Source organism: Micromonospora sp. NPDC005806 (genome assembly GCF_042871425.1).
GTDB lineage: Bacteria > Actinomycetota > Actinomycetes > Mycobacteriales > Micromonosporaceae > Micromonospora.
Genome location: NZ_JBIAIL010000039.1, coordinates 40,799 through 65,381 on the forward strand (window position 1 = coordinate 40,799; position 24,583 = coordinate 65,381).

21 protein-coding genes are annotated in these 24,583 nt (G+C 72.2%); 6 read left to right on the forward strand and 15 right to left on the reverse strand.

The genetic code is table 11. The annotated features are described in order from the left end of the window. Positions 1-46 precede the first annotated feature (46 nt). From ACFYOS_RS29595 to ACFYOS_RS29605, 3 genes are all read right to left on the reverse strand, one after another. Entirely contained in the window at positions 47-3,319 is a 3,273-nt protein-coding gene (locus ACFYOS_RS29595) for a lamin tail domain-containing protein (protein WP_387148559.1), read from the reverse strand. Positions 3,320-3,413: 94 nt separating this feature from the next. Then, positions 3,414-4,433, reverse strand: coding sequence for a GNAT family N-acetyltransferase (locus ACFYOS_RS29600; RefSeq protein ID WP_387148561.1), 1,020 nt, complete (start codon positions 4,431-4,433; stop codon positions 3,414-3,416). Positions 4,434-4,502: 69 nt separating this feature from the next. After that, on the reverse strand, positions 4,503-5,687 hold the full coding sequence (locus ACFYOS_RS29605; protein ID WP_387148563.1) for a lytic murein transglycosylase: 1,185 nt from the start codon (positions 5,685-5,687) through the stop codon (positions 4,503-4,505). A gap of 256 nt (positions 5,688-5,943) precedes the next feature. On the opposite strand from ACFYOS_RS29605, the gene ACFYOS_RS29610 reads away from it, so the two are divergent. Then, complete coding sequence (locus ACFYOS_RS29610; RefSeq protein ID WP_387148565.1) at positions 5,944-8,730, forward strand: ATP-binding protein; 2,787 nt, start codon at positions 5,944-5,946, stop codon at positions 8,728-8,730. Between the two features lie 66 nt (positions 8,731-8,796). Here ACFYOS_RS29610 and ACFYOS_RS29615 read toward each other — a convergent pair whose 3' ends face one another. Then, entirely contained in the window at positions 8,797-9,336 is a 540-nt protein-coding gene (locus tag ACFYOS_RS29615) for a phospholipase (RefSeq protein WP_387148567.1), read from the reverse strand. 174 nt (positions 9,337-9,510) lie between these two features. After that, positions 9,511-11,169 carry a glycoside hydrolase family 10 protein gene (locus tag ACFYOS_RS29620; RefSeq protein ID WP_387148569.1) on the reverse strand — a complete coding sequence of 553 codons (1,659 nt, stop codon included), beginning with the start codon at positions 11,167-11,169 and terminating at the stop codon, positions 9,511-9,513. 307 nt (positions 11,170-11,476) lie between these two features. Between ACFYOS_RS29620 and ACFYOS_RS29625 the strand changes: the two genes are divergently transcribed. Continuing rightward, on the forward strand, positions 11,477-12,976 hold the full coding sequence (locus tag ACFYOS_RS29625) for an amino acid permease (protein WP_387148571.1): 1,500 nt from the start codon (positions 11,477-11,479) through the stop codon (positions 12,974-12,976). A gap of 89 nt (positions 12,977-13,065) precedes the next feature. Here ACFYOS_RS29625 and ACFYOS_RS29630 read toward each other — a convergent pair whose 3' ends face one another. The 7 genes from ACFYOS_RS29630 to ACFYOS_RS29660 all read right to left on the reverse strand — a co-directional run bounded on the left by ACFYOS_RS29630 (position 13,066) and on the right by ACFYOS_RS29660 (position 18,758). Continuing rightward, positions 13,066-13,968, reverse strand: a complete 903-nt coding sequence (locus tag ACFYOS_RS29630) for a glycoside hydrolase family 43 protein (protein ID WP_387148573.1) — start codon at positions 13,966-13,968, stop codon at positions 13,066-13,068. A gap of 107 nt (positions 13,969-14,075) precedes the next feature. Next, positions 14,076-14,570 carry a carbohydrate ABC transporter permease gene (locus ACFYOS_RS29635; protein WP_387148575.1) on the reverse strand — a complete coding sequence of 165 codons (495 nt, stop codon included), beginning with the start codon at positions 14,568-14,570 and terminating at the stop codon, positions 14,076-14,078. 2 nt (positions 14,571-14,572) lie between these two features. Further along, entirely contained in the window at positions 14,573-14,899 is a 327-nt protein-coding gene (locus ACFYOS_RS29640) for a hypothetical protein (RefSeq protein ID WP_387148577.1), read from the reverse strand. A gap of 10 nt (positions 14,900-14,909) precedes the next feature. Then, positions 14,910-15,047, reverse strand: coding sequence for a hypothetical protein (locus ACFYOS_RS29645; protein WP_387148579.1), 138 nt, complete (start codon positions 15,045-15,047; stop codon positions 14,910-14,912). A 35-nt stretch (positions 15,048-15,082) separates the two neighbouring features. Continuing rightward, positions 15,083-15,871: a carbohydrate ABC transporter permease gene (locus tag ACFYOS_RS29650; RefSeq protein WP_387148581.1), complete on the reverse strand. Its 789-nt coding sequence runs from the start codon at positions 15,869-15,871 to the stop codon at positions 15,083-15,085. 5 nt (positions 15,872-15,876) lie between these two features. Next, complete coding sequence (locus ACFYOS_RS29655; RefSeq protein WP_387148583.1) at positions 15,877-17,208, reverse strand: ABC transporter substrate-binding protein; 1,332 nt, start codon at positions 17,206-17,208, stop codon at positions 15,877-15,879. Between the two features lie 38 nt (positions 17,209-17,246). Continuing rightward, the gene (locus tag ACFYOS_RS29660) at positions 17,247-18,758 is read right to left on the reverse strand and encodes an alpha-N-arabinofuranosidase (protein WP_387148585.1); all 1,512 of its coding nucleotides are present in this window, start codon (positions 18,756-18,758) and stop codon (positions 17,247-17,249) included. 143 nt (positions 18,759-18,901) lie between these two features. Between ACFYOS_RS29660 and ACFYOS_RS29665 the strand changes: the two genes are divergently transcribed. Next, positions 18,902-19,915: a LacI family DNA-binding transcriptional regulator gene (locus ACFYOS_RS29665; RefSeq protein ID WP_387148587.1), complete on the forward strand. Its 1,014-nt coding sequence runs from the start codon at positions 18,902-18,904 to the stop codon at positions 19,913-19,915. 16 nt (positions 19,916-19,931) lie between these two features. On the opposite strand, the gene ACFYOS_RS29670 is transcribed toward ACFYOS_RS29665, so the two are convergent. The 3 genes from ACFYOS_RS29670 to ACFYOS_RS29680 all read right to left on the reverse strand — a co-directional run bounded on the left by ACFYOS_RS29670 (position 19,932) and on the right by ACFYOS_RS29680 (position 22,780). Beyond that, positions 19,932-20,657 (reverse strand): methyltransferase domain-containing protein, encoded by a 726-nt coding sequence (locus ACFYOS_RS29670; RefSeq protein WP_387148589.1) that lies wholly within the window; start codon positions 20,655-20,657, stop codon positions 19,932-19,934. Positions 20,658-20,786: 129 nt separating this feature from the next. Then, entirely contained in the window at positions 20,787-21,104 is a 318-nt protein-coding gene (locus tag ACFYOS_RS29675) for a hypothetical protein (RefSeq protein WP_387148591.1), read from the reverse strand. A 38-nt stretch (positions 21,105-21,142) separates the two neighbouring features. After that, positions 21,143-22,780, reverse strand: coding sequence for an ABC-F family ATP-binding cassette domain-containing protein (locus ACFYOS_RS29680; RefSeq protein WP_387148593.1), 1,638 nt, complete (start codon positions 22,778-22,780; stop codon positions 21,143-21,145). Between the two features lie 89 nt (positions 22,781-22,869). Between ACFYOS_RS29680 and ACFYOS_RS29685 the strand changes: the two genes are divergently transcribed. The 3 genes from ACFYOS_RS29685 (at position 22,870) to ACFYOS_RS29695 (ending at position 24,446) form a co-directional block, all read left to right on the forward strand. After that, positions 22,870-23,640, forward strand: a complete 771-nt coding sequence (locus tag ACFYOS_RS29685) for an ROK family protein (protein WP_387148595.1) — start codon at positions 22,870-22,872, stop codon at positions 23,638-23,640. A 90-nt stretch (positions 23,641-23,730) separates the two neighbouring features. After that, a complete protein-coding gene (locus tag ACFYOS_RS29690) occupies positions 23,731-24,099 on the forward strand; it encodes a tetratricopeptide repeat protein (RefSeq protein ID WP_387148597.1) in 369 nt (122 codons plus the stop codon). A gap of 92 nt (positions 24,100-24,191) precedes the next feature. After that, the gene (locus ACFYOS_RS29695; RefSeq protein ID WP_123240206.1) at positions 24,192-24,446 is read left to right on the forward strand and encodes a Smr/MutS family protein; all 255 of its coding nucleotides are present in this window, start codon (positions 24,192-24,194) and stop codon (positions 24,444-24,446) included. The last annotated feature ends 137 nt before the right edge of the window (positions 24,447-24,583 follow it).

A 24,583-nucleotide genomic window follows, 5' to 3' on the forward strand; every position in this document is an offset into this window, starting at 1 on the left:
GCCCAGCCGCAGGGGCTGGACGGCGGGCCGCCTCCGTGCGAAACCGTCAGTCGTCGTTGGTGATCGTTCCGACGCCGACCGGGTCGGCCAGCCGAACCCCCGGCGCGGCCACCACGTACAGGTTGAGCTGCTCGTCCGGCTCAGCCTTCTTGTCACCGCGGACCGTCACCGGGAAGGCGAGCGACGTCTGGCCAGCGGCCAGCGTCCGGCAGCCCAGGTACGTGTCGTAGTCCGACCCGGCCTGCGCGGTGATGCCGTAGGTGGCGGCGCAGACCAGGATCGGCTCGGAGAGCGGCCGGGACACGGTCACCGTGAACTTCAGCGCCGTGTCGCCCTTGTTGCCCTCGACCACCGAGGTGTCGGCCACGCTCAGCGACGCGCGGGAGCGGAACCGGGCCACCTGCGGGTCGTGGTCGCTGGCACCCCGGTCTCCCAGGCCCTCGGCGTCGGTCGGGTAGTCGGCGTTGATGTGCGCCGCCCGCACCTGCACCAGGTCGGCGTGGAGCTTGTCGTTGACGAACAGGTTGTCCAGCGTCTGGGCCATCCCGTTGAAGGTGTACGAGTAGGCCGCCGCCGGCACGTCCGCGACCAGGTCGTCCCAGAGGTTGTGCATCCCGGCCCGGTACAGCGGGCCGAGCTGGTCCGACGGGGTCGGGTTCTCCGCCGTGGCGATCGGGTCGTCCGGACGCGGGAACACGTTCAGGTCACCGCCGTAGACGACCCGGGCGTCCGGGTCGCTCGCCTCGACCGCCTGCACCAGCGCGGCGCCGTACGCGGCCTGCTCCCGCCGCTGCCCGACCCGGGTGTCCGGACCGGACGAGTAGTGGTTGCTGACCGCCCAGAGCGTGTAGTGCTCGGTCGAGCCGGGGGCGGCCGCCACGGTGAATTTCGCCAGCTGCGCGGCCCGGGTGTAGACGTTGGATCCGTCCACGCCGGTGGAGCGGTCCACGTCGGCCGGCAGCACCGCGTTGAACGCCTTCGGATTCTGCACGTCCGCATTGGATGGCAGCCCCGTCGAGCGGTACTGCACGGTCGGGGCGGAGCCCAGCAGCGGGTCGGTGGCGGTCGCCTCGGCCAGGGTCAGCCGGTCGGTGCGGTAGAGGAACGCCGAGGTGATGCCCCGGGCGTCCGCACCGGTCCGGTCGTACGCGGCCGCGTAGGCGGGGCCCCCGTTGGCCGCGATGGCCAGCGCCAGCTCCTGGACGGTGTCCGGCGCGCCGTCGGCGTTGTTGGTGTCGCCGCAGACCAGGTTGTCGTCGACCACCGAGCAGATGTCCTGGTCCTCGGCCTCCTGCACCAGCACCAGGTCCGGGCTGTGCAGCGCGGTGACGATCTGCCGGGCCTCCACGTTCAGCCGCGCGGCGTACGCTGCCTCGCTGGCCGGCACGTAGTCGAACGGCGGGCTGACCCCGGTGCAGCCCGAGTTGCCGGCGAAGTCGCAGCCGTCGAACGGGTCGTCCCGGTAGTCGTACAGGTTCTCCAGGTTGTAGGTGGCGACCGCGACCTCGGAGTTGCGGTCCGCGGGCTGCGGCGGGTTGTTCTCCGCCGGGTCCGCGCCACCGGTCAGGGTGAGCTGCTCCGGCTGCACGCTGTACTTGCTGAACGCGTACGAGATGGCGCCGTAGGCGTCCTCGGTCAGCGTGTCGTACGTGCGGGCCTCCGGCAGCAGCGCGGTGGAGTCACCGGCGGTCGCCTTCACGCCGCCCGCGCCCAGCAGGATCCGCTGGTTGTTGCCGTTGTCGAAGACGGTGCCCGGGATGTCGTCCAGCGGGTGCGCGTCCCGGAACACCCGGCGGGCGTACGGGTCGGACCGCTTCATGATCGGGTCCTCGCGGTCCACCACGTAGATCTCAGAGTCCAGGGTGGAGGCGAAGATGTGCCGCGGGGCGGAGACGCCGCTGCCGGAGCGGACCCGCATCCGGGTGCCCTCGTGCCGCTCCCAGAACAGGTCGGCGGCGGCCGCGTCGGCTGGCGGGATCCCGTCGTCCACCTGCACGACGGTGTCGACGTCCAGCCCGGAGTCGAGCTTGCGGACCAGCGAGGCGCTGGAGAGCTGGGTCTGGTTGAAGAACTCGGAGACCCGGCCGCGCAGCACCACCTCGTCGCCGACGGTCGGGGCGTAACCACCGATCAGGGTGGTGAACGAGCCCATGAAGACGAAGATGCCGTCCGAGGTGAGCGGGTCGGCGTCCTCGGTGCCGGTGCGGCTCTGCAGGTAGAAGCCGTACTGGTCGGCCCCGGCGGAGGAGCGGGTGAGCGACTTCTGGGTGATCACTCCGCGCACGTCGTACAGGGCGGAGCTGGTGCCGTTGCCGCTGGCCGGGGCGAGCGGCGACCGGTCGGTGCGGCCGTCCTCGTCGTCGCCGGTGCGGCCCTGCACCTCGCCCACCGAGAGCACCGTGGTGGCCTGCACGGTGAGGGTGCAGGTGGCGGTGCCCCCGTCGGCGTCCGTCGAGGTCACGGTGACCGCGTACGAGCCGGCCGGGAGGCCGGTCGCGGTCAGCGTCGCGGTGGCGGTGCCGCCGACCCCGGCGGCCGGGGTGAACGCGGTGCGGCTGATCGAGCCGCTCGCCGGCGCCGGGCTGACGGCGGTGACCGCCAGGTCGGTGACCGTGTCGTCGGCGTCGGTGGCGCTGACCTGGCGGGTCGCGGTGCCGCCCGCCTCCACGGTCAGCGTGCCGCCGCAGTTCAGCGCCGGCGGCTGGTCGACCGGGCCGCCGCCGTCGATGGTGTGGCTGCCCAGGCCGTCGAAGGTGTCGGTGGCGAAGCCGGCCCACTGCACGGCCGGGTCGAAGGAGTCCGACGGGTCGGTGTCGCCGGAGGTCACCGAGGGCAGCCGGCGCAGCGTGTTGTCGGCCGTGCTGGCGAGCCCGGTGCCCCACTCGGTGCCCGGGTCGACGCCGACCTGCCCGATCGAGTCGATCACGGTGGTGCCCTTGCGCAGCACGATCGCGTCGTCGCCGTTGTAGAGCGAGCCGCCGTACGTCTGGTCGGCCTGGGCGAGGATCGCGGCCGCGGCCGAGGAGGCGGCGAACACGAAGACGTCACCGGCGGCCACGGTGCCGCTCAGGGCGACGTTCGTCGACGTGGTGGCACCGTTGAAGAAGAGCTGGAGCTGGTATCCAGCGGCGGCCAGGTCGACCGGGGCGCCGGTGCCGTTGTAGAGCTCGATCGCCTTGTTGTTGGACGAGCCCTCGACGTACTCGGAGATGAACAGGTCGGTGGGCGCGGCGCTGGCCGCGGGGGGTGCGACGCCGATGGCCGTGACGGAGACGGCCGCCGTGGTCGCGAGCGCGGCAAGGGTGCGGCGCGGGCGCATGAGGCCTCCACGATGGGTGGACGGGAACTAACGCACGTTAAGTGCCGTTCCGGTCCTTCGTCCATCCCCCGGGCAGCCGTTTGGTGAATATCCGTCAGCGATGCGGGTCGAGGCGGTGCACCAGCTCCGCGACGTCCACGCCGTATTCGCACCAGTCCCGGTCGGGGCGGTAGCCCAGCTCCGCGTTGACCTTCAGCATCGCCTCGTTGGCCTGCGCGTTCCAGGTCTGCACCTCGGCCAGCTCCAGCTCGGCCGAGCGCAGCTCCAGCAGCATCCGCGCCTTGATGGCCCGGTCGATGCCGTAGCCGCGGTGGTCCCGGACGACGATGGTGTCGTACTGATCGGCCCGGGTCGGGTGCTGCGCCGGCACCACCACCTCGGTCAGGCCGGCCACCTCGCCGGTCTGCTCGTGCCGGGCGAGCACGATGTACGGCTTCATGCCCCGCCGGCGCAGCGTGTCGAGGCTGTCCCGGAGCCGCTGCGGGTCGTACGAGCTGGGGCGCAGCTCGCCGTCGTCCACGTCCCGCACCTCGGCCTTGGCCCGCGCGTACGCCTCGAGCAGGTCGTCCGGCAGCCCGCCCGGGCAGAACTCCAGGTGGTAGCCGGCGCCGATCCCACCGGCCATCTCGGTCAGCGCCGGCCAGTCGACCGCGCCCAGGTCGAGCACGCTGCGAGTCTCCACGTACTCCCGGGCGAAACCGAGCGACTCGTAGAACGCCACGGCCGGGGTGTCGCCGACGACCTCCACGCCGATCGACTGGAAGCCCTCGTCCCAGACCCGGCGGGCGGCCACCCGCACCAGCTCGCGGCCGAGCCTGGAGCGCCGGACCGTCGGGTGGACCAGCACCTCCAGCACGCCGATGCCGCCGAGGAGCAGCACGTTCACGTGCCCCAGGATGGCGCCCGGGGTGCCGTCCGGGGCCGGGTCGGCCTGGGTGACCCAGGAGATCCGCCGCTCACCCGGCATCACCTCGGAGAGGTACTCCCGCAGGGAACTCTCCCGCCAGGGCGGATCCTGCGGCAGGTCGGCCGCCAGCACCGCGTTCAGCGTGTCCAGCAGCGACGCGATCTCGGCGGACGACGCGGTTCGGGGGTCCCACTCGCGCACCTTCACCCGTCTAGCTTGCCGGGAACGGCTGCCCGGGGGAAGGGTTCAGTCCGCGAATGTACGCGAGCGGTCACGTCACGTACCGCTCAGCCGCCCGTACTCGTCCGCCTTGTCGAAGACGTCCTGGGCGTACCGGCGCACATCGTTGTAAGACAGGATGGCGCCCCACCAGTCGCCCGGGATGGTCATGTTCCGGCCGCCCTGGCAGAGGTAGTTGCCGGCGGCCAGGGCGGCGTCGTCGATGTCCTGCGGATTCTTGACACCGTCGTCGTCGGCGTCCGCGCCGGCCTCCTGCCAGGTGCTCGGGATGAACTGCATCGGACCGAGCGCGCGGTCGTAGACGGTGTCGTGGTCGAGCTGACCCCGGTCGGTGTCGGTGATGCGGGAGCGGCCACCCTGACCGTCGAGCGGGGGACCGAGGATCTCCGGTGCGGTGACGCCGTTCGGCTGGAGGGTGGCGCCGTTGGCCGACCCGTGCCGGGACTCGACGTACCCGATCGCGGCCAGCGTGGTCCAGCTGAGCTGGCAGCCTCGTTGCGTCTGGCCGAGCACCCACTCGGCGTAGCCGTACGCCTGGAGCGCCACCACCGGGATGCCGGTCGTCCGGCTGACCTGCTGCGCCCACCCGGCGAGCGCGTGCGCCGGGCGGCCGCCCGGCAACGGACCGGTCGGCTGCGCGCCGCCGGGCGTCCCGGTCGGCACGGGGACGGCGGTGGCACCGGGAAACCCGAGGTCGGTCGTCCCGGGCACCGGGCCGCCCTGCGGTACGCCGCTCAGCGGGGCGGTCACGGTGGCGTCGACGGCCACCGGCTGCGGCTTGCGCATGGCGGCCGGCACCAGCAGCGCGCCCGCCGCCGCGGTGGCCCCGACCAGGGCGAGCAGGAAGACGCCGGGCAGGGTGGTCCGCCCGCTGGGCCGCCGCGACCAGGCGCGGGTGGCCCGGGCCGCGCCGACGGCGAGCTGCCGGGGCGGCGGCACCCGGACCGCGTGCGCGAACGGCATCCGCCGCCGCCGACCATCCGCCGTGTTGCCCTTCCCGGGCCCGGTGCCGGCGTCGGTCGGGGTGGCGGAATCGGCTGTCCCGTCCGTCGCGCCGGTGCCAGCGGTGTCCGCCGGCTTCGGTGCCGAAGTGCCGGCGTCTGCCGGGCTCGGTGTCGTGGCGCGCCGGGGCCGGGGAAGGGGAGCCGGGCCGGCGACGCCGTCGGGCGGCGCCGCCGATCGCAGGGGCCGAATCGTCGATCGCTCCTCGCCGTCCACCACCCGTCGAGTATCACCCATGGCCGCCGTGGCGTCAGGCCCGGTCGTACGCTGGTGGCATGCCCCGGTACGAGTTCCGCTGCCGCGCCTGCGGCTGCTGATCAGGCAGACCACCTCGTCTCGCCGGTCGACCCCGACGGTGCCGGCAGTGTGATCCTTCGGCACCTTGGGTCGGAATCTGCCCGACCGTTCTCACGATGTGTGACCGCGTGACCATAGGGCAGCATGAAGCCGACGTCAGGGGGCGGAGGTTCCACGCATGTCGCTACGGATCCACCTCCCGAGCGGATGGGTGACCTTCGTGTTCACCGACATCGAGGGCTCGACGCGGCTGGCCCAGCTGCTCGGTCCGGGCTACCGCCCGGTGCTGCGGGAACACCGCCGGCTGCTGCGTGACACGCTGGCCGGCACCGGCGGGGCGGAACTGCTGACCGAGGGGGACTCGTTCTTCCTCGCGTTCGGCGACGCGGCCGCCGCGGTGGGCGCCTGCCTGACCGCGCAGCGCGCGCTGGCCGGCCACGACTGGCCCACCCCGGAGGCCGCGCCCCGGGTACGGATGGGCCTGCACACCGGGTACGCCGAACCCCGCGACGGCGAGTACGCCAGCCCGGAGGTGCACCGGGCCGCCCGGGTGGCCGCCGCCGCCCACGGTGGACAGGTGCTCTGCTCAGCCGCCACCGCCCGGCGCGCCGAACCGCTGCCCGACGGAGCGTCCCTGTTGGACCTCGGGCTGTACCGGCTGCGCGGCTTCGACGACCGGGAACGGCTGTTCCAGCTGGTGGCACCCGGCCTGGAGCGCACCTTCCCGCGCCCGCGTACCGCCGACGCGGTGCCGCACAACCTGCCCACCCAGGTCACCTCGTTCGTCGGCCGGGAGGCGGAACGGGCCGAGCTGGGGCGGCTGATCGAGACGTATCGACTGGTCACCGTGCTGGGCGCGGGCGGTGCCGGCAAGACGCGGCTGGCGGTCGAACTGGCCTCGGGGATCGTCGAGGCGTACCCGGACGGGGTGTGGTTCGTCGACATCGCGGCGGTGACCGACCCGGGCCTCGTGGCGTTCGAGATCGCCGCCGTGCTCGGCCTCCGGCCGGAGCCCGGCCGCCCGATCATGGACACCCTGGTCGAGTACGCGGCCGCCCGCCGGATGCTGGTCGTGCTGGACACCTGCGACGCCCAGCCGGCGGCCTCGGCCGAGGTGATCTCCCGGCTGCTGGCCGGCGGCCGGGGCGTCCGGGTGCTCGCCACCAGCCGGGAGTCGTTCGGCCTGCCCGGCGAGGTGGTCTGGCGGATCCCGCGACTCTCGGTGGAACCCGGCCCGGACGGCGGCGAGAGCGACGCGGTGGCCCTGCTGTTCGACCGCACCGCGGCGGCCCGGGGCGGCCGCCCGCCGGACCCCACCGAGCAGGCCGACCTGCGCCGGGTGGTCCGCCGGCTGGACGGGCTGCCGCTCGCCATCGAGCTGGCCGCCGCCCGGCTGCGGGTGCTCTCGGCCGGTCAGCTCGCCGAGCGCCTCGACGACATGCTGGGCACCCTGGACGCCGGGCGGGCGGAGCCCGAACCGTTGCCGGTGGAGGCCGGGTGGCCCGGCGACCAGCAGGACAGCGTCGACCTGGTGGCCGCCCCGCCCACCCCGGCGAGCCGGACCGGGCAGCGCTCGGCGAAGGAACGCCACCTGACCATGCAGGCCACTGTCACCTGGTCGTACCGGACGCTGGGGGCGCGCTCGGCCCGACTGCTGCGCTGGCTGGCGGTCTTCGCCGGCCCGGTGGACCTGCCCACCGTGCACTGGCTGCTCGACGACGACCCGCTCGACCCGCTCTCGGTGCTGGTGGACAAGTCGATGGTGCTGGCCGAGCCACACGCCTCGGGCAGCACCTACCGGATGCTCGACCCGATCCGGGCGTACGCGGCCCGCCGGCTGATCGAGGCCGGCGAGGAGCGGGCCGCCCGGGAACGGCACGTCGCCTGGTCCCGGCACGCCCTGGAACGCGCCCACCTGGGCGCGGACGGCCGGCCGGTCACCCTCTCCCTGTACGCGCTCGACCCGCTCGCCGGCGAGCTCCGGGCGGCACTGCGCTGGTGCGCCACGGGCGGCAGCGCCCGCTCCGGCCTGCGGCTGGCCGGCGGGCTGGATCAGTGGTGGCGGGAGCGGGGGCTGGCCCGGGAGGGGCGGCTCTGGCTGTTCCGGCTCTACGGCCGGATCGCCGAGACCGGTGAGGCGATCCCGGAGGCGGAGCTGGCGGCGGCCTACCACATGCACTCGTTGCACGCTGGCGCGGACGGCGTGTTCGCCGAGGAGCTGCGCTACTCGCAGCGCGCCGAGGCGGCCGCCCGGCAGGCCGGTGACCGGGGGCTGCTGGCCCGGGTGCTGGCGGGCCGGGCCGCGCCGCTGGTCGACATGGGACAGTTCGCCGAGGCGGAACGGGTCTGCCGCGAGGTGATCGACTGGGCGTACGCCCAGGACGTGGTCTCCGACGCGCTGCTGGCCATCTACAACCTGGCCGAGCTGCTCTGGCGCCGGGGCGCGCTGGACGAGGCGGCCGAGCTGGTCGGCGCGGCCCGGCCGGTGGAGGCGGCCCGCCCGGTGGAGCGGGGCCGCCGCTCGGTGGACATGCTGCTCGGCCTGGTGGCGCTGGCCCGGGGCGACCTGGTCGCCGCGCACGAGCACCTGTTGGTGGCGCTCCGCTCCCAGATGGCCCACGGCTACCTGGGGCGGGCCTGCGACACGGTGAACGCGATCGCGGTGCGCTGCGCGCTGGGCGGCGAACCGGTGACCGCGGCCCGGCTCTTCGGGGCGGCGCAGGCCACCCGGGCCAACCTGCGGGCCACCCCGGGCATCTACGGGCCGTACTGGGTGGCCCGGCAGGTGGAGCTGCGCCGGGTGCTCGGCGACGCGGCGTTCGACGCCGCGTACGGCGCGGGCGCCGAACTGGGCCCGGAGGAGGCGGCGGCGCTGGCCCTCGGCGTCGAACACCCCGACCTCGCGGCCGACTCCCCCCGCTTCACCGCCCCCACCCCGGCCCCGCGCCGGTCCTCCGCCGGTTGACCAGGAAGTTCGCGTCCGGGATTCCGGCGTACGGCGGCGCGAACCTCCTGGTCGACCAGAACGGGGTCAGGAGCGGGCGGCGGCGAGCTCGGCCCGCGCCTTCATCCGGGCGGCGCGGTCGATGTCGGCCTGCTGGACCGCGGCGACCGAGCCGAAGGCGCTGACCGCCTGGTAGTACGTCCAGGCCAGGCTGTAGCAGGCCGGCCGGACGATCGCGTTGTACGTGGCGCAGACCCGCTTCAGGTCCGCGTAGAAGGCGCTGTCGAGGCGGGATTTGTTGGCGGAGAAGAGGCCCATCGCCTTGTAGTTGCGGTAGCCGAAGTCGTGCCGGTAGCAGGAGAGGCTGAAGTTGAAGCCGAGCGGGTTGTCCGGGCTGGACGAGCAGTAGTCGGTGGACCAGTCGAAGGCGTACTCGGACCAGGCGGCCTTGTTCAGCCGGCCGGCGTTCCAGGCGTTGTAGCTGGTGGCGCTGGTCTGGGTCCAGCTGGAGAGCACGCTCAGCTTCTGCTCGCGGCTTACGGCGGCCGCCGCGGGTGAGGCGACGCCGAGGGCGGTGAGCAGGGCGAGCGTGCCGGCGGCGAGGAGGGTGGCGAGACGTCTGGACACGGGTACCTCCGCAGGGGTGTGCGGTGCGGTGGGTTACCGGCGGGTCACCGGGTGTCGATAAGTGTCGATCCATCTCGCGGCATCGAGGGACGGTCAACATGAACTGTTCATGACATGCGTTTAAACAGACGAATGCCCCCGGTCGCCGGGGCGGCCGGGGGCATTCGAGGTGGGTCAGCGCACGAAGCGCGGCGGGCTGACCGGGCCCTCGTTCCAGGACCGGTCCAGCGCGCTCACGTAGTAGGTGTAGCGCACGTCGGCCGCCGCCATGGTGTCCACCCAGGACTGCACGTCACCGTCGGCGCCCCGGACGGTGCCGATCAGGTGGGCCGCGTCGGCGAAGTCGCACTGATCGGCGAGGCCGGTGCCGTCGAACCGGTAGATCGCGTACGAGGTGGCGGTGCCGAAGGGGCCCTTGCCGTCGGCGGGCTGCCGCCAGCTGAGGCGTACCCCGTCGTCCTGCCGCTCGGCGCCGGTGACCACCGGGGCGAGCAGCCGCTCCGACGGCAGCTGGGACATGGTCGGCACCAGCGCCGGGCGGGAGTAGTGCTCGGCCGTGTAGATGTCGGTGGCGCCGAGCCGGTTCGCCTTCACCTGCACCGCCGAGAAGTGCACGTTGCCGAGCACCTCCGGGTACGACCGGTTGAGCGTCAGGTGGTTCGACAGCTCGTTCGGGTTCATCCAGAACGACCCGTACGCCGGGTCACCGCTCTTGTAGTCGGCCTGGCCGATGTAGAGCTGGACCCTGGTGCCGCGCACAGTCTCCGCCCACCACGGCACCAGCCGGGTGTAGTCGGCGGCCGGGTACTGGCCGATGTACCAGTAGAGCTGCGGCACCACGTAGTCGATCCACTCCTCCTTGACCCACTTGCGGGTGTCGGCGGAGATGATGTCGTACGACTGCGAGCCGGTGGTGTCCGAGCCGTTCGGGTCGGCCGACTTGTTCCGCCAGATGCCGAACGGGCTCACGCCGAACTTCACCCACGGCTTGACCGCCTTGATCTTGGCGTTCATCTCCTGGATCAGCAGGTTGATGTTGTCCCGCCGCCAGTCCGCCTTGTTGGTGAAGCCCCGGTTGTACTGCGCGAAGGTGGCGTCGTCCGGGTACTGGTACGTGCCGCTCGGGTACGGGTAGAAGTAGTCGTCGAAGTGCACGCCGTCGATGTCGTACCGGTTGACCGCGTCCATCATCGCGGTCTGGACGAACTCGCGGACCTCGGGGATGCCGGGGTTGTAGTAGAGCCGGCTGCCGGCGACCCCGGCCGGCGGGTACGCGAACACCCAGTCCGGGTGCTGCCGGGCCGGCGCGTTCGGGGCGAGCTTCGACAGGTCCGCGCCGGCGCCGCCCGGGGCCGGCATGGAGACCCGGTACGGGTTGAGCCAGGCGTGGAACTCCAGGTTCCGCTTGTGCGACTCCGCCACGAGGAAGGCCAGCGGGTCCCAGCCCGGGTCCTGGCCGCGCACCCCGGTCAGGTACTCCGACCACGGCTCGTACGGCGACGGCCAGAACGCGTCCGCAGTCGGGCGGACCTGGACCACGACGGCGTTGTGGTTCAGCTTCTGCGCCAGGTCGAGCCAGGCCAGGTACTCCGCCTTCTGCGTGGCGACCTGGTCGGGCGCGGTCTGCGAGGCCTTGGTGGGCCAGTCGATGTTCGTCACCGAGGCGATCCACATGGCCCGGAACTGCCGCTTGGGCGTGGCCGGGTTGGTGACGCAGGTGGTCGAGGATGCGGTAGCGGCGTCGGTGTCCGCGGCGCGCGCGGGGGTGCCGGCGAGGAGTGCGCCGAGCAGCGCCACGGCCACCCCGGCGGCGCTGAGCCGAGTTGCCTTCATGCGGTGCGGTCCCTTCGTTGGGCTCCCGGAGATGTCGGGTGACGACGGACGCTCGGCGCATCCGGAAAGATTCGCCGCAGAACATCTGTCGCTGGTAGGAAACTTTCATCAATCGCCGGGCGGCGCAAGACCTCGGGGCGGAGCGATGCCAAGGTTGGGCCGAACGCCCGATGGTGACCCGGCTCACACCGCCAACCGTGAACTTTCTGACACGTCTGATCACGGATAACTGCCCCCGGGCCCTGGGTAGCTTGGCCGGTCACCGACCGCCGCCGTGGTGGTCGCAGGCTGGTGAGGTGGTGATTTCGTGTCCGTACTGCGGACCAAACCGATCAGGGATGTGATCGCCCAAGGGGCGGCCGACGGCAGCGACGGACGTCCCGGACTGCGTCGCCGCCTCGGCGCGCTCGACCTCATGGGCTTCGGCATCGGCATGGTGATCGGCACCGGCATCTTCACGCTGACCGGCATCGAGGCGAAGAATCACGCCGGTCCCGGCGTGGTGCTCTCGTTCGCCATCGCCGGCGTGGTCGCGCTGCTCGCCGCGCTCTGCTACGCCGAGCTGGCCTCCAGCGTGCCGACCGCCGGCAGCGCCTACACCTACGCGTACGCCACGATGGGCGAGATCGTCGCGTGGATCATCGGCTGGGACCTGCTGCTGGAGTTCGCGCTCGGCTCGGCGGTGGTCGCCCGAGGCTGGTCCGGCTATCTCGCTGAGCTGGTGGGCCTGCCCACCGCCTGGTTCGGCGAGGAGGGCAGTGTCGTCAACCTCGGCGCCATGGCCATCGTGCTGATCCTCGGCGTGGTGGCCATCGTCGGCATCCGCGAGTCGGCCCGGGTGACCAACCTGCTGGTCCTGGTCAAGGTGGCGATCTGCGTCTTCATCGTGGTGGCCGGGCTGTTCTTCGTGAAGGCGACCAACCTCAGCCCGTTCGTCCCCTCCGCCGAGCCTGCCGGTGGCGGCCAGGACGGCATCCGGCAGCCGGTCACCCAGGCCATCTTCGGGCTGGAGCCGTCGGTCTTCGGCTTTGCCGGGGTGCTCACCGCTGCCGCCGTGGTGTTCTTCGCGTACACCGGCTTCGAGGCGGTGGCGAACCTCGGGGAGGAGACGAAGAAGCCGCGTCGGGACCTGCCGCTGGGCCTGCTCGGCACGCTGGGCATCTCCACCGTGCTGTACATCGGCGTCTCGCTGGTGGTGGTCGGCATGGTCCCGTACGGCGAGATCAACGAGGGCGCGCCGATCGCCTCGGCCTTCAAGGCGGCCGGCGCCGGCTGGGCGGCCACGCTGGTGTCGATGGCGGCCATCGCCGGCCTGACCAGCGTGATCCTGGTCGGCCTGGTGGCCATGGGCCGGATCGGGTTCGCCATCTCCCGCGACGGGCTGATCCCGCCCGCGATCGCCAAGATCCACCCGCGCTGGGGCACCCCGTACCGGATCGCGGCCATCATGACCATCGGCGTCGCGCTGCTCGCCGGCTTCCTGCCGCTCGCGGCCCTCGCCGATCTGGTCAGCATCGGCGCGCTCTGCGCGTTCGTGCTGGTGTCCGTCGCGGTGCCGATCCTGCGCCGCCGCCGTCCGGACCTGGAGCGGCCGTTCAAGGTGCCGTTCTCCCCGGTGGTGCCGATCGTGTCGGCGCTGGCCTGCCTCTACCTGATGCTCAACCTGTCGGTGGAGACCTGGATCCGGTTCCTCGCGTGGATGCTGCTCGGGTCGGTCATCTACTTCGGGTACGGATACCGGAAGAACCGCCTGGCCCGTCGCGAGGCTGCCGCGTCCGCTGCTCCTGGCGAACCCGCCGCTGTCTGAGTTGTCGGGGTTTCCGGGGAGCCCACCCCCTTCGGGCTCCCCGGAAACCGTGACCTGCTCGTTCAGCCGAGGTCCGGTCGCTGTCGTGGTCAGGGGCGCGGTTGGGGGGTGGCGGTGGGGCCCTTGAGGACGGGTTTGCCATTCGGCCAGACGAGTTCGTCGAGCCAGACCTGACGGCCGGGGTCGGTGCTGCCGTCCTGGCCCGGCGGCCAGGCGTGGTAGAGCAGCCAGGTGCGGCCGTCCTTCTCGACGATCGAGGCGTGCCCCGGGCCGGAGGCCACCGCGTTGCTCCGCAGGATCGGGTTCTCCGCGGCCTTCACGCACGGCCCGGTCGGGCTCTCGCAGACCGCGTAGCCCTCGGCGTAGCTGTCCCGGTCGTAGGCGTTGGCCGCGAAGAACAGGTGCAGCTTCCCGTCGTGGCGGTGGAAGAACGGCCCCTCGACCAGGGCGCCCTCCCAGGGCTCGGTCTGCTTCAGCAGCCTCGTCGGGGTGCCGACCAGGCGCAGCCCGTCGTCGCTGAGCCGCTGCGACCAGAGCCAGGTGTCCACCCCGATCGCGTTCCCGTCGTTCTTCCAGAGCAGCCAGAGACTCCCGTCGTCGTCCCGGTACGGGCTGGCGTCGATCGACCCGCCCAGGTCCGCCTGGCAGATCAGCGGCCCGGCCGAGCCGTCCCGGTACGGCCCGAGCGGCGTGGCCGCCACCGCCCGCCCGACACACTGGCGGCCGGAGGCCCGGTCGGCCACCGTGTAGTAGAGGACGAACCGGTCCGGGGCGAGCTGGATCGCCTCCGGCGCCCAGGTCTTCCCGGTGTCCGCCCAGCCCGGCAGGTCCGGCAGCGCGTCCCCGGCCTCGGTCCAGTCGACCAGATCGGGCGAGGTGAGCACCGGGACGTTGCGGCCGCCGGAGTTGGTGTGGAAGAGGTACCAGTTTTCGCCGACCCGGATCGCCTGCGGGTCGGGGGCGTCGCTCCGGACCACCGGATTGGTGAACATGCGTGCGTCCTCCGGCGTACTCGTAGGGGTTCTTGCGCTGTCGCAGCCGGTGACGAGCAGCACGGCGGTCAGGACCGCCGCGCCGCGTCGCCGGAGCCGTCCGCCGGTCATCCCTTCAGGCCGCTGCGCGACACACCCTGGATGATGTGCCGTTGGGCGAGCACGAAGAGGACCAGCACCGGCACGCTGGCCAGCACCGCCCCGGCCATGATCACCGGGTAGTCGGTGATGTACGCGCCCTGGAGCAGGCCGAGCCCGGCCGGCAGGGTCAGCCGTTCCGGACTGAACAGCACGTAGACCGGCCAGAGGAAGTCGTTCCAGTTGGTCAGGAACGACAGCACCGCCAGGGTGGCCAGCGCCGGCTTCGACAGCGGCAGCAGCACCCGGGTGAACACCTGCCAGTGGTTCGCCCCGTCCAGCACCGCGGCCTCCTCCAACTCGCGCGGGATGGAGAGGAAGAACTGCCGCAGGAAGAACACCCCGAACGCGCTCGCGGCACCGGGCACCACCACCACGGTCAGCGTGTCGATCCAGCCCAGCCGGTCGGCGATCACGAAGTTCGGGATGATCAGCGAGGTGGGCGGGATGAACAGCGTGCCCACGATCAGCGCGAACCCAGCGCCCGGCCCCGGAACCGCAGCCGGGCCAGCGCGTACGCGGCCATCGAGGCGGTCACCAGCACCAGCAGCGCGTGCAGGGTGGCGGCCAGCATGCTGTTGGCGAACCAGCGCAGCACCGGGTTGGCGTCGTTGTGCAGGATCCGGTCGAAGCCGTACGTGGCGAACGGGTTCGGCAGCCAGCTCGGCGGGATCCGCTGCGCGTCGCCGTACGTCTTGAGCGAGGTGAGCAGCATCCAGACCAGCGGGGTGACGAACACCAGGGTCAGCAGCACCAGGGCGGCGTAGCGCCCGGCGCGTCGGAGCGTCGTCATGCGGCCTCCCTCAGTCTTCCCGGTACCGGAAGAACCGGAAGTTGACGATGCTGATGACCGCGAGCGCCAGCGCGAAGAGGATGCTCATCGCGGCCGCCCTGCCGGCGTCGTTGTCCCGCAGGCCCTCGTCGACGATCCGCCACACCACCGTGCGGGTCTGCTGTCCCGGCGCGCCCTGCGTGATCAGGAAGGACTGGCCGAAGACGTTGGCCGAGCGAGGATGGTGGTGGTCAGCACGAACAACAGCACCGGCCGCAGGCCGGGCAGGGTGACGTTGCGGAACCGGTCCCAGGCGTTCGCCCCGTCCACCTTCGCCGCCTCGTACAGCTCCGGCGAGATGTCCTGCAGCCCGGCCAGGTAGATCACCGCGTTGAAGCCGGAGGTCCACCAGATCGTGACGCCGATCAGCGACACCCAGGCCCACGGCACGTCGGTCACCCACGGGGTGTCCGACGGCAGCCCGACCGCGCCCAGCAGTTGGTTGACCAGGCCCAGGTTGGCGTCGAGCAGGAAGCGCCAGAGCAGGCCGATCACCGCCACCCCGAGGACGTACGGGGCGAAGTAGACCGCGCGGAAGAAGGTCCGGCCCGGGAACTTCTCGTTGAGCAGCAGCGCGAGCCCGAGCGGGACCACCACCAGCAGCGGCACCGAGAACACGGTGAAGATGGCGGTGGCCCGGACACTGGCCCACCAGTCCCCGTAGTCGGCCGACTCGGCGTCGAACAGCACGCGGTAGTTGTCCAACCCGACGAACGGCCGGTTGGGCAGTTGCAGGTCCCACTGGTGCACGCTGAGCCACAGTCCGAACAGGATCGGCAGCAGGCCGAACCCGACGAACAGCACCAGGTAGGGCGCGAGGAAGAGGTACGGAGTGGCCGCGTTGCCCCGGCGCGACGCGCCCCGCCGGGCGGTACGCCCCGCCAGGGGCGGCGCGTCCCGGCGCGCCGCCCCGGCCTCGATCACGTCGGCCACCCGCATCAGCTCCCGTACTTCTTGCGGTTGTCCTCGAGCTGCTTGTTCGCCTTGGCCACCCCGTCGTCCAGCGCCTGCTTCGGGGACTTCTTGCCCAGCGCGGCCTCGTTGAAGGCGGTGTAGAAGGTGCTGATCACCTCGCCGAGACCCGGTGCGGCCGGCGGGAAGGCCGCGTACTCCAGCTCGGGGGCGAGCGAGCTGATCTGCGGCAGGGCCTTGAACTCGGCGCTCTCCCGCACCGCCTTGCGGGCCGGGACCTGGCCGCCCTTCGCCCAGTCCAGGGAGTGCTGGCTCAGCCAGTTGATGAAGACCTTGGCACCGGAGATCTTGTTGGGGTCGGCGCTGCGCTGCTTGACGATGGTGAAGTTGTGCGAGTTCGCCCAGGCCGCCTGCTGGCTGCCGATCTGTGGCAGCGGCGCGACGCCCCACTGCATGCCGGTGCTCTTGGCGAGGTCGTTGATCTGCCAGATGCCGTTCCAGTTGAAGGCGTTCTTGCCGCTCTTGAGCGCCAGGTAGTCGGCGTCCTGGCCGACGTTGCTCGGCGAGTGGCCCTGCTTGATCATGTCGACCAGCCAGGTGCACGCCTCGACGGCCGGGTCCGAGTTGAACGTCGCCTTCGCCACCCCCTGGTCGAAGAGCGTCCCGCCCCACTGGTGCAGCAGGCTGTAGAAGGTCATGCCGCCGGTGAACTGGAACGGGCTGACCCAGAAGCCCTGGACGCCGGACTTCTTCAGCTCGGTCAGCGCCGCCTCGTACTCGGCGCGGGTGGCCGGCGGCTTGTTCGGGTCCAGGCCGGCCTTCTGCATGACCGCCTTGTTGTAGTAGAAGCCCAGCGGGTGCATGTCCAGCGGGATGCCGTACCGCTTGTCGTGGTAGAGGCCGCCCTTCCAGACGGTCGGCGCGAAGTCGCCCTCGTTGAGTTCCAGCGCCTTCGCCACGTCGTCCAGCTCGGTGATGACCCCCCGGGCGGCGAAGGTGGCGAGCTGGTCCATGTGCATGACCGCGATGTCCGGCCCGGCGCCGCTGGAGACCGCACCGGGGAGCTTGGCGTAGTAGTCCTCCCACCGGTAGGTGCTCACCGCGATGGCGATGTTCGAGTGCTCGGTGTTGAACTGGTCGACCAGCTTCTTGAAGATGTCGCCGTCGCCGCCGGTGAAGCCGTTCCACAGCTTGAGGTCGACCTTCGGCCCGCTGTAGTCCTTGCCGCCGTTGCCGGCCGCGGCGGACCGGTCCGAGCTGCTGCCGCCACCGCAGCCGGCGAGCGTCAACGTGGCCGCCGCGCCGAGCCCGACGCCGAGGCCGAGCAGGCGCCGCCGGCTCATCTCGTTCTGGATCATGCGGTTCTCCTTGGGGGACGGGATGAAATCTTGCCTTGTCAGGGCTGGGGCGCGAAGCGCAGCAGGTTCCAGGAGCAGGCCGGCAGCGCCACGGCGCACCGGCCGTCGTCGAGGGTGGGGGTGGTGAGCCGCCGGGGCGTTACCCGCTCGGGCTCGACCTCGGTGTTGGTGGCCGCCGGGTCGGCTCCGGCGGCGAGGGTGGTGTGTTCCCGGGCGCGCAGGCCGGGCAGCCCGCGCAGGTCCAGGTCGAGGGGGAGGTCGTTGGGACCGCGGTTGACCGCCAGCACGGTCAGCTCGCCGGTCTCCTCGTCGTGCACGGCGACGGTGTCCAGCACCGGCACATCGCCGTACCGCTTCGTCTCGTAGGTGGGGCAGACCGGCTCGGTGCGCAGCACCGTGCCGTGGGCGTGCCGGGCGGTGAGGGCGAACGGGTGGAAGATGCTCTGCCGCCAGGCCGCCCCGCCGGTCCGGGTGCGGATCGGGGCGATCACGTTGGCGAGCTGGGCCTGGCAGGCCACCCCGACCCGGTCGGCGTGCCGGAGCAGGGTGATCAGCAGGTCGCCGACCACCACCGCGTCGACCGCGGTGAAGTCGTCCTCGATCAGGGCCGGCGCCTCGACCCAGCCGCGCCGGTCCAGGTCGGCCTTCAGCCGGGATTCGTACCAGACGTTCCACTCGTCGAAGGAGATCTTCAGCTTGCGCTGCTGCCGCTGCTTCGCGGCCACGTGATCGGCGGTGGCGACCACGTCCCGGATGAAGTTGTCCATGTCCACCGCGGAGGCCAGGATGCTGGCCCGGTCACCGTCGGACGGGTCGTAGTAGCTGTGGGCCGAGATGTAGTCGACGTGTTCGTAGGTGTGCTCCAGGACGGTCGCCTCCCAGGAGGCGAAGGTGGGCATCCGCCGGTTGGAGCTGCCGCAGGCGACCAGGCTGATGGACGGGTCGATCAGCTTCATCGCCCGGGCGGTCTCGGCGGCGAGCCGGCCGTACTCGTCGGCGGTCTTGTGGCCCACCTGCCACGGCCCGTCCAGCTCGTTGCCGAGGCACCAGAGCCGCACCCCGTACGGCTCCTCGGCGCCGTGCTTGCGGCGCAGGTCGGACAGCTGGGTGCCGCCCGGGTGGTTGGTGTACTCGAGCAGGTCGCAGGCCTCCTGGACGCCCCGGGTGCCGAGGTTGACCGCCATCATCGGCTCGACGCCGGCCTCGGCCGCCCAGGTCATGAACTCGTCCAGCCCGAACGCGTTGGTCTCGATGGTCTTCCAGGCCAGGTCGAGCCGGCGGGGCCGGTCGCCGACCGGGCCCACGCCGTCCTCCCAGCGGTAGCCGGAGACGAAGTTGCCGCCCGGGTAGCGGACCACCGAGACGCCCAGCTCCCGGGTCAACTCCAGGACGTCGCGGCGGTAGCCGCGCGGGCCGGCGCTCGGGTGCCCGGGTTCGTAGATCCCGCCGTAGACGCAGCGCCCCATGTGCTCGACGAAGGAACCGAAGAGGCGGCGGTCGGCCGCTCCGATGGTGAAGGCCGGGTCGATCGTCAGCTGTGCGTTGCGCACGGGGGTGCCACCTTTCCTCGTACCGGTTCGGGGGGTGACCGCGGTCACTCCCGTACCACAGGTTTCTACAACGTTGTAAGCAACGTTGTAAAGAGGCGGCGACGCGGTACAGTGCCCGCAGTGCTGACAGGGGAGGATGGCCAGTGCGACACAGGCTCAAGGACGTCGCGGAACGGGCCGGCGTGTCGGTGAAGACCGTCTCCAACGTGGTCAACGGCTACCAGCACGTGCGCGCGGACACCCGGGCCCGGGTCGAACAGGCCATCACCGAGCTCAACTACCGGCCCAACCTCTCCGCGCGCAACCTGCGCAAGGGACGCACCGGAGTGATCGCCCTGGCCGTGCCCGAGCTGGACATCCCCTACTTCGCCGAGTTGGCCCGGCACGTGGTCACCGCCGCGGCCGAGCACGGCTGGACGGTCCTGATCGACCAAACCGGCGGCGGCCCGGAGCAGGAGCGCAAGGCCGCCAGCGGGATCGGCGACCACATGATCGACGGGCTGATCTTCAGCCCGCTGGCGCTCACCGCGGACGACCTGACCGGCCTCGACGGCATGCCGATGGTGCTGCTCGGCGAGCGGGTCGACCACGGCCCCGCCGACCACGTGGTGGTCGACAACGTGGCCGCCGCCCGGGAGATCACCGCCCACCTGGTCGGGCTCGGCCGCCGCCGGATCGCCGCGATCGGCGCGCAACGCACCCCCGAGGGGGTCAGCGCCCGGCTCCGCCTGGCCGGCTACACCGCCGCCCTGGCCGACGCCGGCCTCGGCTACGACGAGCGCCTGGTGGCGCCCGCGTCCGCCTGGCACCGCGCGGACGGCGCGGCCGCCATGCGGCACCTGCTCTCCTCCGGGGTACGGCCCGACGCGGTCTTCTGCTTCAACGACACCCTGGCGCTCGGCGCGCTGCGCGCCCTGCACGAGGCCGGCCTGCGGGTGCCCGAGGACGTCGCGGTGGCCGGGTTCGACGACATCGAGGACGGCCGCTTCTCAATCCCGACCCTGAGCACGGTCGCCCCGGACAAGGAGCGGATCGCCCGCCTTGCCGTCGAAGTTCTCGCCGGCCGCGTCGCCGGCGATCGTGACGCCCCACCCCGCGAACTCGTCGCCCCCCACCGTCTCGCCCTCCGCGAGTCCGCCCCCGCCCTGCTCGGCTGAGTCAGGGCCGGGCCGGTCAGTCGAAGAAGCGGGCCAGGTGGGATCGGGGCGGCTGTGGGGCGTCGGGGGGTAGGGGCGTGAGGTCGGCGAAGACGGAGGCGCCGTCGCAGCCGACGTGCAGCGGGTACCAGCGCGGGGTGCCGGGCGGGCGCTGACCGCAGATGCCCTTGAACGTCTGCACGTCCAGCAGCCGTACGTGGGTCGGGTCGGCCACCGCGTTCACGTGCCGCCACCAGGGGCTCATCACGTGCAGCACGCCGCCCGGCCGGAGCACCCGGTGGCACTCGTCGAGCAGCGTCAGGAAGTCGATCAGGTGCTCGAGGATGTGCACCGCGAAGAAGACGTCGACCGAGTCGTCGGCGAGCGGCAGCGAGCCGGAGAGGTCGGCCACCGCGTCCACCCCGGGCGCCGGGTAGATGTCCAGCCCCAGGTTGCCCGGCCACTGCTTGGTCGCACCGCAGCCCAGGTCCACCACCACCGGCGTCCGGCCGCCGACACCCACCCGACACCAGACGCCGAGCACCCCGGCGAGGCGGCCCACCAGGTCCCGGACCAGCCGCAGCTCGGCCGGGTCGGCGACCTCGCCGCTCAGGTGCGCCACGCCCCGGTCGAAGCGCACCTCCACCGCAAGCCGGCGCAGCCGCTCGTCGTGCCGGGCCAGGTCGGCCCACGCCTCGGCCAGGAAGCCGTCGACCTCCCGCAGCCGCTCGCCCGACAGTGCGGATTGCGCCATCGCCACCATGCGCCACCTCCGGGCGGCGCGATACCCGCATCGTCGCCCGATATGCCTCCATCTCGGCGGCTTCGCCGTTCGTGCGGCCTCTGCCGGCGCCTGGCAGCCGCCGCCGCCCGCCGAGAAGCCGCCCCGGGGTCAGCCGGCGATCGTGCGGCGAGCGGTCCGGCCCGAGCGCATCCGCTGGCGGGGCTGCGGGGCGGCCGCCCTGGGTCGCTTGAGGTGGTACCGGTGCAGCTCGTTGTTGCCGGGCAGGGACGGGTCCTCGCTCATCGCGACCAGCTCCCAGCCCTGGTCGCCGGCCCGGTTCAGGTGGGCCAGCGCGGTGTCCCCGTACGGCGTGACGTCGATCATCGAGTCGTCCGGGCCGTACCAGTGGAAGACCACCTCCCAGCCCAGGTCGTTGGTGGCGGCCTGACGACGCCGGATCAGCAGCGCGTACTCCCACTTGAGCATGGAGTCATTCTCACCCGGCGCGAGCGGGTCGGCACGGATCAATCCTCGGCGATCCGCCCGGCCGCCACCCGCAGCCGCCGGTTGACGCTCACCGCGTCCAGCATCCGCCGGTCGTGGGTCACCAGCAGCAGCGTGCCCGGGTACGTCGCCAGGGCCGATTCCAGCTGCTCGATGGCCGGCAGGTCGAGGTGGTTGGTCGGCTCGTCCAGCACCAGCAGGTTGACCCCGCGCCCCTGGAGCAGGGCCAGCGCGGCCCGGGTCCGCTCGCCGGGGGAGAGGGTCGCCGCCGGACGCAGCACGTGGTCCGCCCGCAGGCCGAACTTGGCCAGCAGCGTCCGCACGTCGGCCGGCGTCAGCTCCGGTACGGCGGCGCCGAAGGCGTCCACCAGGGGCTGGTCGCCGAGGAACAGCCCCCGGGCCTGGTCGACCTCGCCCACCACCACACCCGGGCCGAGCGCGGCGTGTCCCTCATCCAGCGGCAGCCGGCCGAGCAGCGCGGCGAGCAGGGTGCTCTTGCCGGAGCCGTTCGCCCCGGTGATCGCCACCCGGTCGGCCCAGTCGATCTGAAGGTCCACCGGGCCGAGGGTGAAGCCGCTCCGGCGTACGACGGCACCCCGGAGCGAGGCCACGACGGCGCCGGCGCGGGGCGCGGCGGCGATCTCCATCCGCAGCTCCCACTCCTTGCGTGGCTCCTCGACCACGTCCAGCCGTTCGATCAGCCGCGCCGTCTGCTTGGCCTTCGCCGCCTGCTTCTCGGTGGACTCAGTGCGGAACTTGCGGCCGATCTTGTCGTTGTCGGTGGCCTTGCGCCGGGCGTTCTTCACGCCCTTCTCCATCCAGGCCCGCTGCATCCGAGCCCGGGCCTCCAGCTCCGACCGCGTCTCGGCGTACTCCTCGAACTCCTCGCGGGCGTGCCGGCGGGCCACCTCCCGCTCCTCCAGGTACGCCGCGTAGCCACCGCCGTAGTGCCGGACCTGCCGCTGGTACAGGTCCAGCTCCAGCACCCGGGTCACCGTCCGGGTCAGGAACTCCCGGTCGTGGCTGACCACCACCGTCCCGGCGCGCAGCCCGGTGACGAACCGTTCCAGCCGGTCCAGCCCGGCCAGGTCCAGGTCGTTGGTGGGCTCGTCGAGCAGGAAGACGTCGTACCGGCTGAGCAGCAAGGAGGCGAGCCCGGCCCGGGCCGCCTGGCCGCCGGAGAGGGCGGTCGTCGGGTGGTCCAGGTCGACGGTCAGCCCCAGCTCAGCGGCGACCTGCTCGGCGCGTTCGTCCACGTCCGCGCCGCCCAGGTCGAGCCAGCGCTCCAGCGCCGAGGCGTACGCGTCGTCGGCGCCCTCGGCCCCGGCGGTGAGCGCCTCGGTGGCGGCGTCCAGCGCCGCCTGCGCCGCGGCCACCCCGGTGCGCCGGGCCAGGAAGTCGCGGACCGTCTCGCCGGGTCGGCGTTCCGGCTCCTGCGGCAGGTAGCCGACGGTGGCGGTGGGCGGGTTCAGGGCCACCGAGCCCTGTTCCAGCGGCTGCAGCCCGGCGAGCGTACGCAGCAGGGTCGACTTGCCGGCGCCGTTCACCCCGACCAGCCCGATCACGTCCCCGGGGGCGACGACCAGGTCCAGGTCGGCGAAGAGCAGCCGGTCGGCGTGCCCGGCGGTAAGGTCCTTGGCGATCAACGTGGCGCTCATGAGGAGCACGAGCCTACCGAGGCCGCGACGGTCGGCTGATCGGATTACCGGTGCTCCGGACCGGATGGCGGTGAGGGAGACTCACTCCCGTGGTGACCACTCTGGCGATCGACTGCGGGGGCGGCGGGATCAAGGCCTCGGTGCTGGACGCCGCGGGGACGATGCGGGCCCGACCGCTGCGCGTCCCCACGCCGTACCCGCTGCCGCCCGCGCTCTTCGTGAAGACCCTGCTGGACCTGGCCGGCCGGCTGCCCGCGGCGGACCGGCTCACCGTCGGGATGCCCGGCATGATCCGGCACGGCGTCGTGGTGGCCACCCCGCACTACGTGACCCGCTCCGGCCCGCGCAGCAAGGTCGACCCGGCGCTGGTCGCCGAGTGGTCCGGCTACGACGCGCGGACCGCGCTGGCCGAGGCGTTCGGCATCCCGGCGCTGGTGCTCAACGACGCCGAGGTGCACGGCGCCGGCGTGGTCGCCGGGACCGGCTTAGAGCTGGTGCTCACCCTCGGCACCGGGCTGGGCAGCGCGCTGTTCGACGGCGGGGTGCTCGCCCCGCACCTGGAGCTGTCGCACGCCCCGGTGCGTTGGAACACCACCTACGACACGTACGTCGGTGAGCCCGAACGCCGACGCCTGGGCGACGCCTTCTGGTCGCGGCGGATCCGGCAGGTGGTGGACGGGTTGCGGCCGGTCTTCCGCTGGGACCGGCTCTACCTCGGCGGAGGCAACTCCCGACTGATCCGGCCGGAACAACTGACCCGGATGGGCGATGACGTCGTGGCCGTCCCGAACACGGCCGGAATCGTGGGCGGTGTCCGGGCCTGGGACCTGGTGGGCGACCGGCTCGACCCGACCGCCTGAGGGGCAACTTCCGGCTGAGGAACACTCGCGGTACGGCTGGTGTTGTGTCAGCGTCGGACAAAGGCGGCGCGACACGAGGGGGTGGGTCGAGTGGATCTTCTGGCGGAGTACCGGCGGGCGACCATGTTCTTCGAAGCGGGTGACCCGACCGGAGCGGCCCGGCTGCTCGAGCCGATCGTCGAGGCGGAGCCCGACAACTCCTCGGTGCGGCAGCTGCTGGCCCGGGCGTACTTCCAGTCGGCCCAGCTCAGCCGGGCCGAGGAGCACCTGCGCGAGCTGGTCGACCGGGACCCGAGCGACCACTACGCGCACCACGTGCTGGGCCGGACCCTGGAGCGGCTGAACCGGCCCGCCGACGCGCTGCGGCACCTGCGCATCGCGGCGGCCATGCACTCGACCCACGCCGACTACACCACGGCGCTGCGTCGGGTGGAGGGCAAGGTCAGCGGAGCTCGCTGACCGCGCACCACGTACCAACGGAAAGGGCAGCCCGACGGGGCTGCCCTTCGCCGTCTCCGGGCCTGGCGGCCCGGTCCGCCTAGGATGGGCTGGTGAAGCTCAAGCTCGATCTCCACGACATCTACAACAGGGGCTACGAGATCGACCGCGCCCTGCGCGACATCATGAACGAGGCGGTCGCGAAGAAGGCCACCCTGGTGGAGATCATCCCGGGCAAGGGCTCCGGCCAGCTCAAGAAGAAGGTGCTGCGGTTCCTCGACCAGAAGGACGTCAAGCAGCTCTACCACCGGGTCGAGAAGGACTCGAAGAACTTCGGCCGGCTCTTCGTGCACTTCCGCTGGAAGTAAGAGCGTCGGCTTCCCGACCTCCCACGCCATCTCCGGCCCGGCCTCTGATGCGATGAAGGAGCGGGGCCTCCGCTCCTCGTGACCTCCCGGCGGGATGCTGGGAGTGCTCACGTCTACGACGAAGGAGGCCCCTGGTG

Coding starts and splice junctions, on each gene's coding strand:
- ACFYOS_RS29610 (WP_387148565.1), top strand. CDS start 5,944: ATGTCGCTACGGATCCACCTCCCGAGCGGATGGGTGACCTTCGTGTTC.
- ACFYOS_RS29595 (WP_387148559.1), bottom strand. CDS start 3,319: ATGCGCCCGCGCCGCACCCTTGCCGCGCTCGCGACCACGGCGGCCGTC.
- ACFYOS_RS29670 (WP_387148589.1), bottom strand. CDS start 20,657: ATGGTGGCGATGGCGCAATCCGCACTGTCGGGCGAGCGGCTGCGGGAG.
- ACFYOS_RS29655 (WP_387148583.1), bottom strand. CDS start 17,208: ATGATCCAGAACGAGATGAGCCGGCGGCGCCTGCTCGGCCTCGGCGTC.
- ACFYOS_RS29675 (WP_387148591.1), bottom strand. CDS start 21,104: ATGCTCAAGTGGGAGTACGCGCTGCTGATCCGGCGTCGTCAGGCCGCC.
- ACFYOS_RS29630 (WP_387148573.1), bottom strand. CDS start 13,968: ATGTTCACCAATCCGGTGGTCCGGAGCGACGCCCCCGACCCGCAGGCG.
- ACFYOS_RS29640 (WP_387148577.1), bottom strand. CDS start 14,899: ATGACGACGCTCCGACGCGCCGGGCGCTACGCCGCCCTGGTGCTGCTG.
- ACFYOS_RS29680 (WP_387148593.1), bottom strand. CDS start 22,780: ATGAGCGCCACGTTGATCGCCAAGGACCTTACCGCCGGGCACGCCGAC.
- ACFYOS_RS29620 (WP_387148569.1), bottom strand. CDS start 11,169: ATGAAGGCAACTCGGCTCAGCGCCGCCGGGGTGGCCGTGGCGCTGCTC.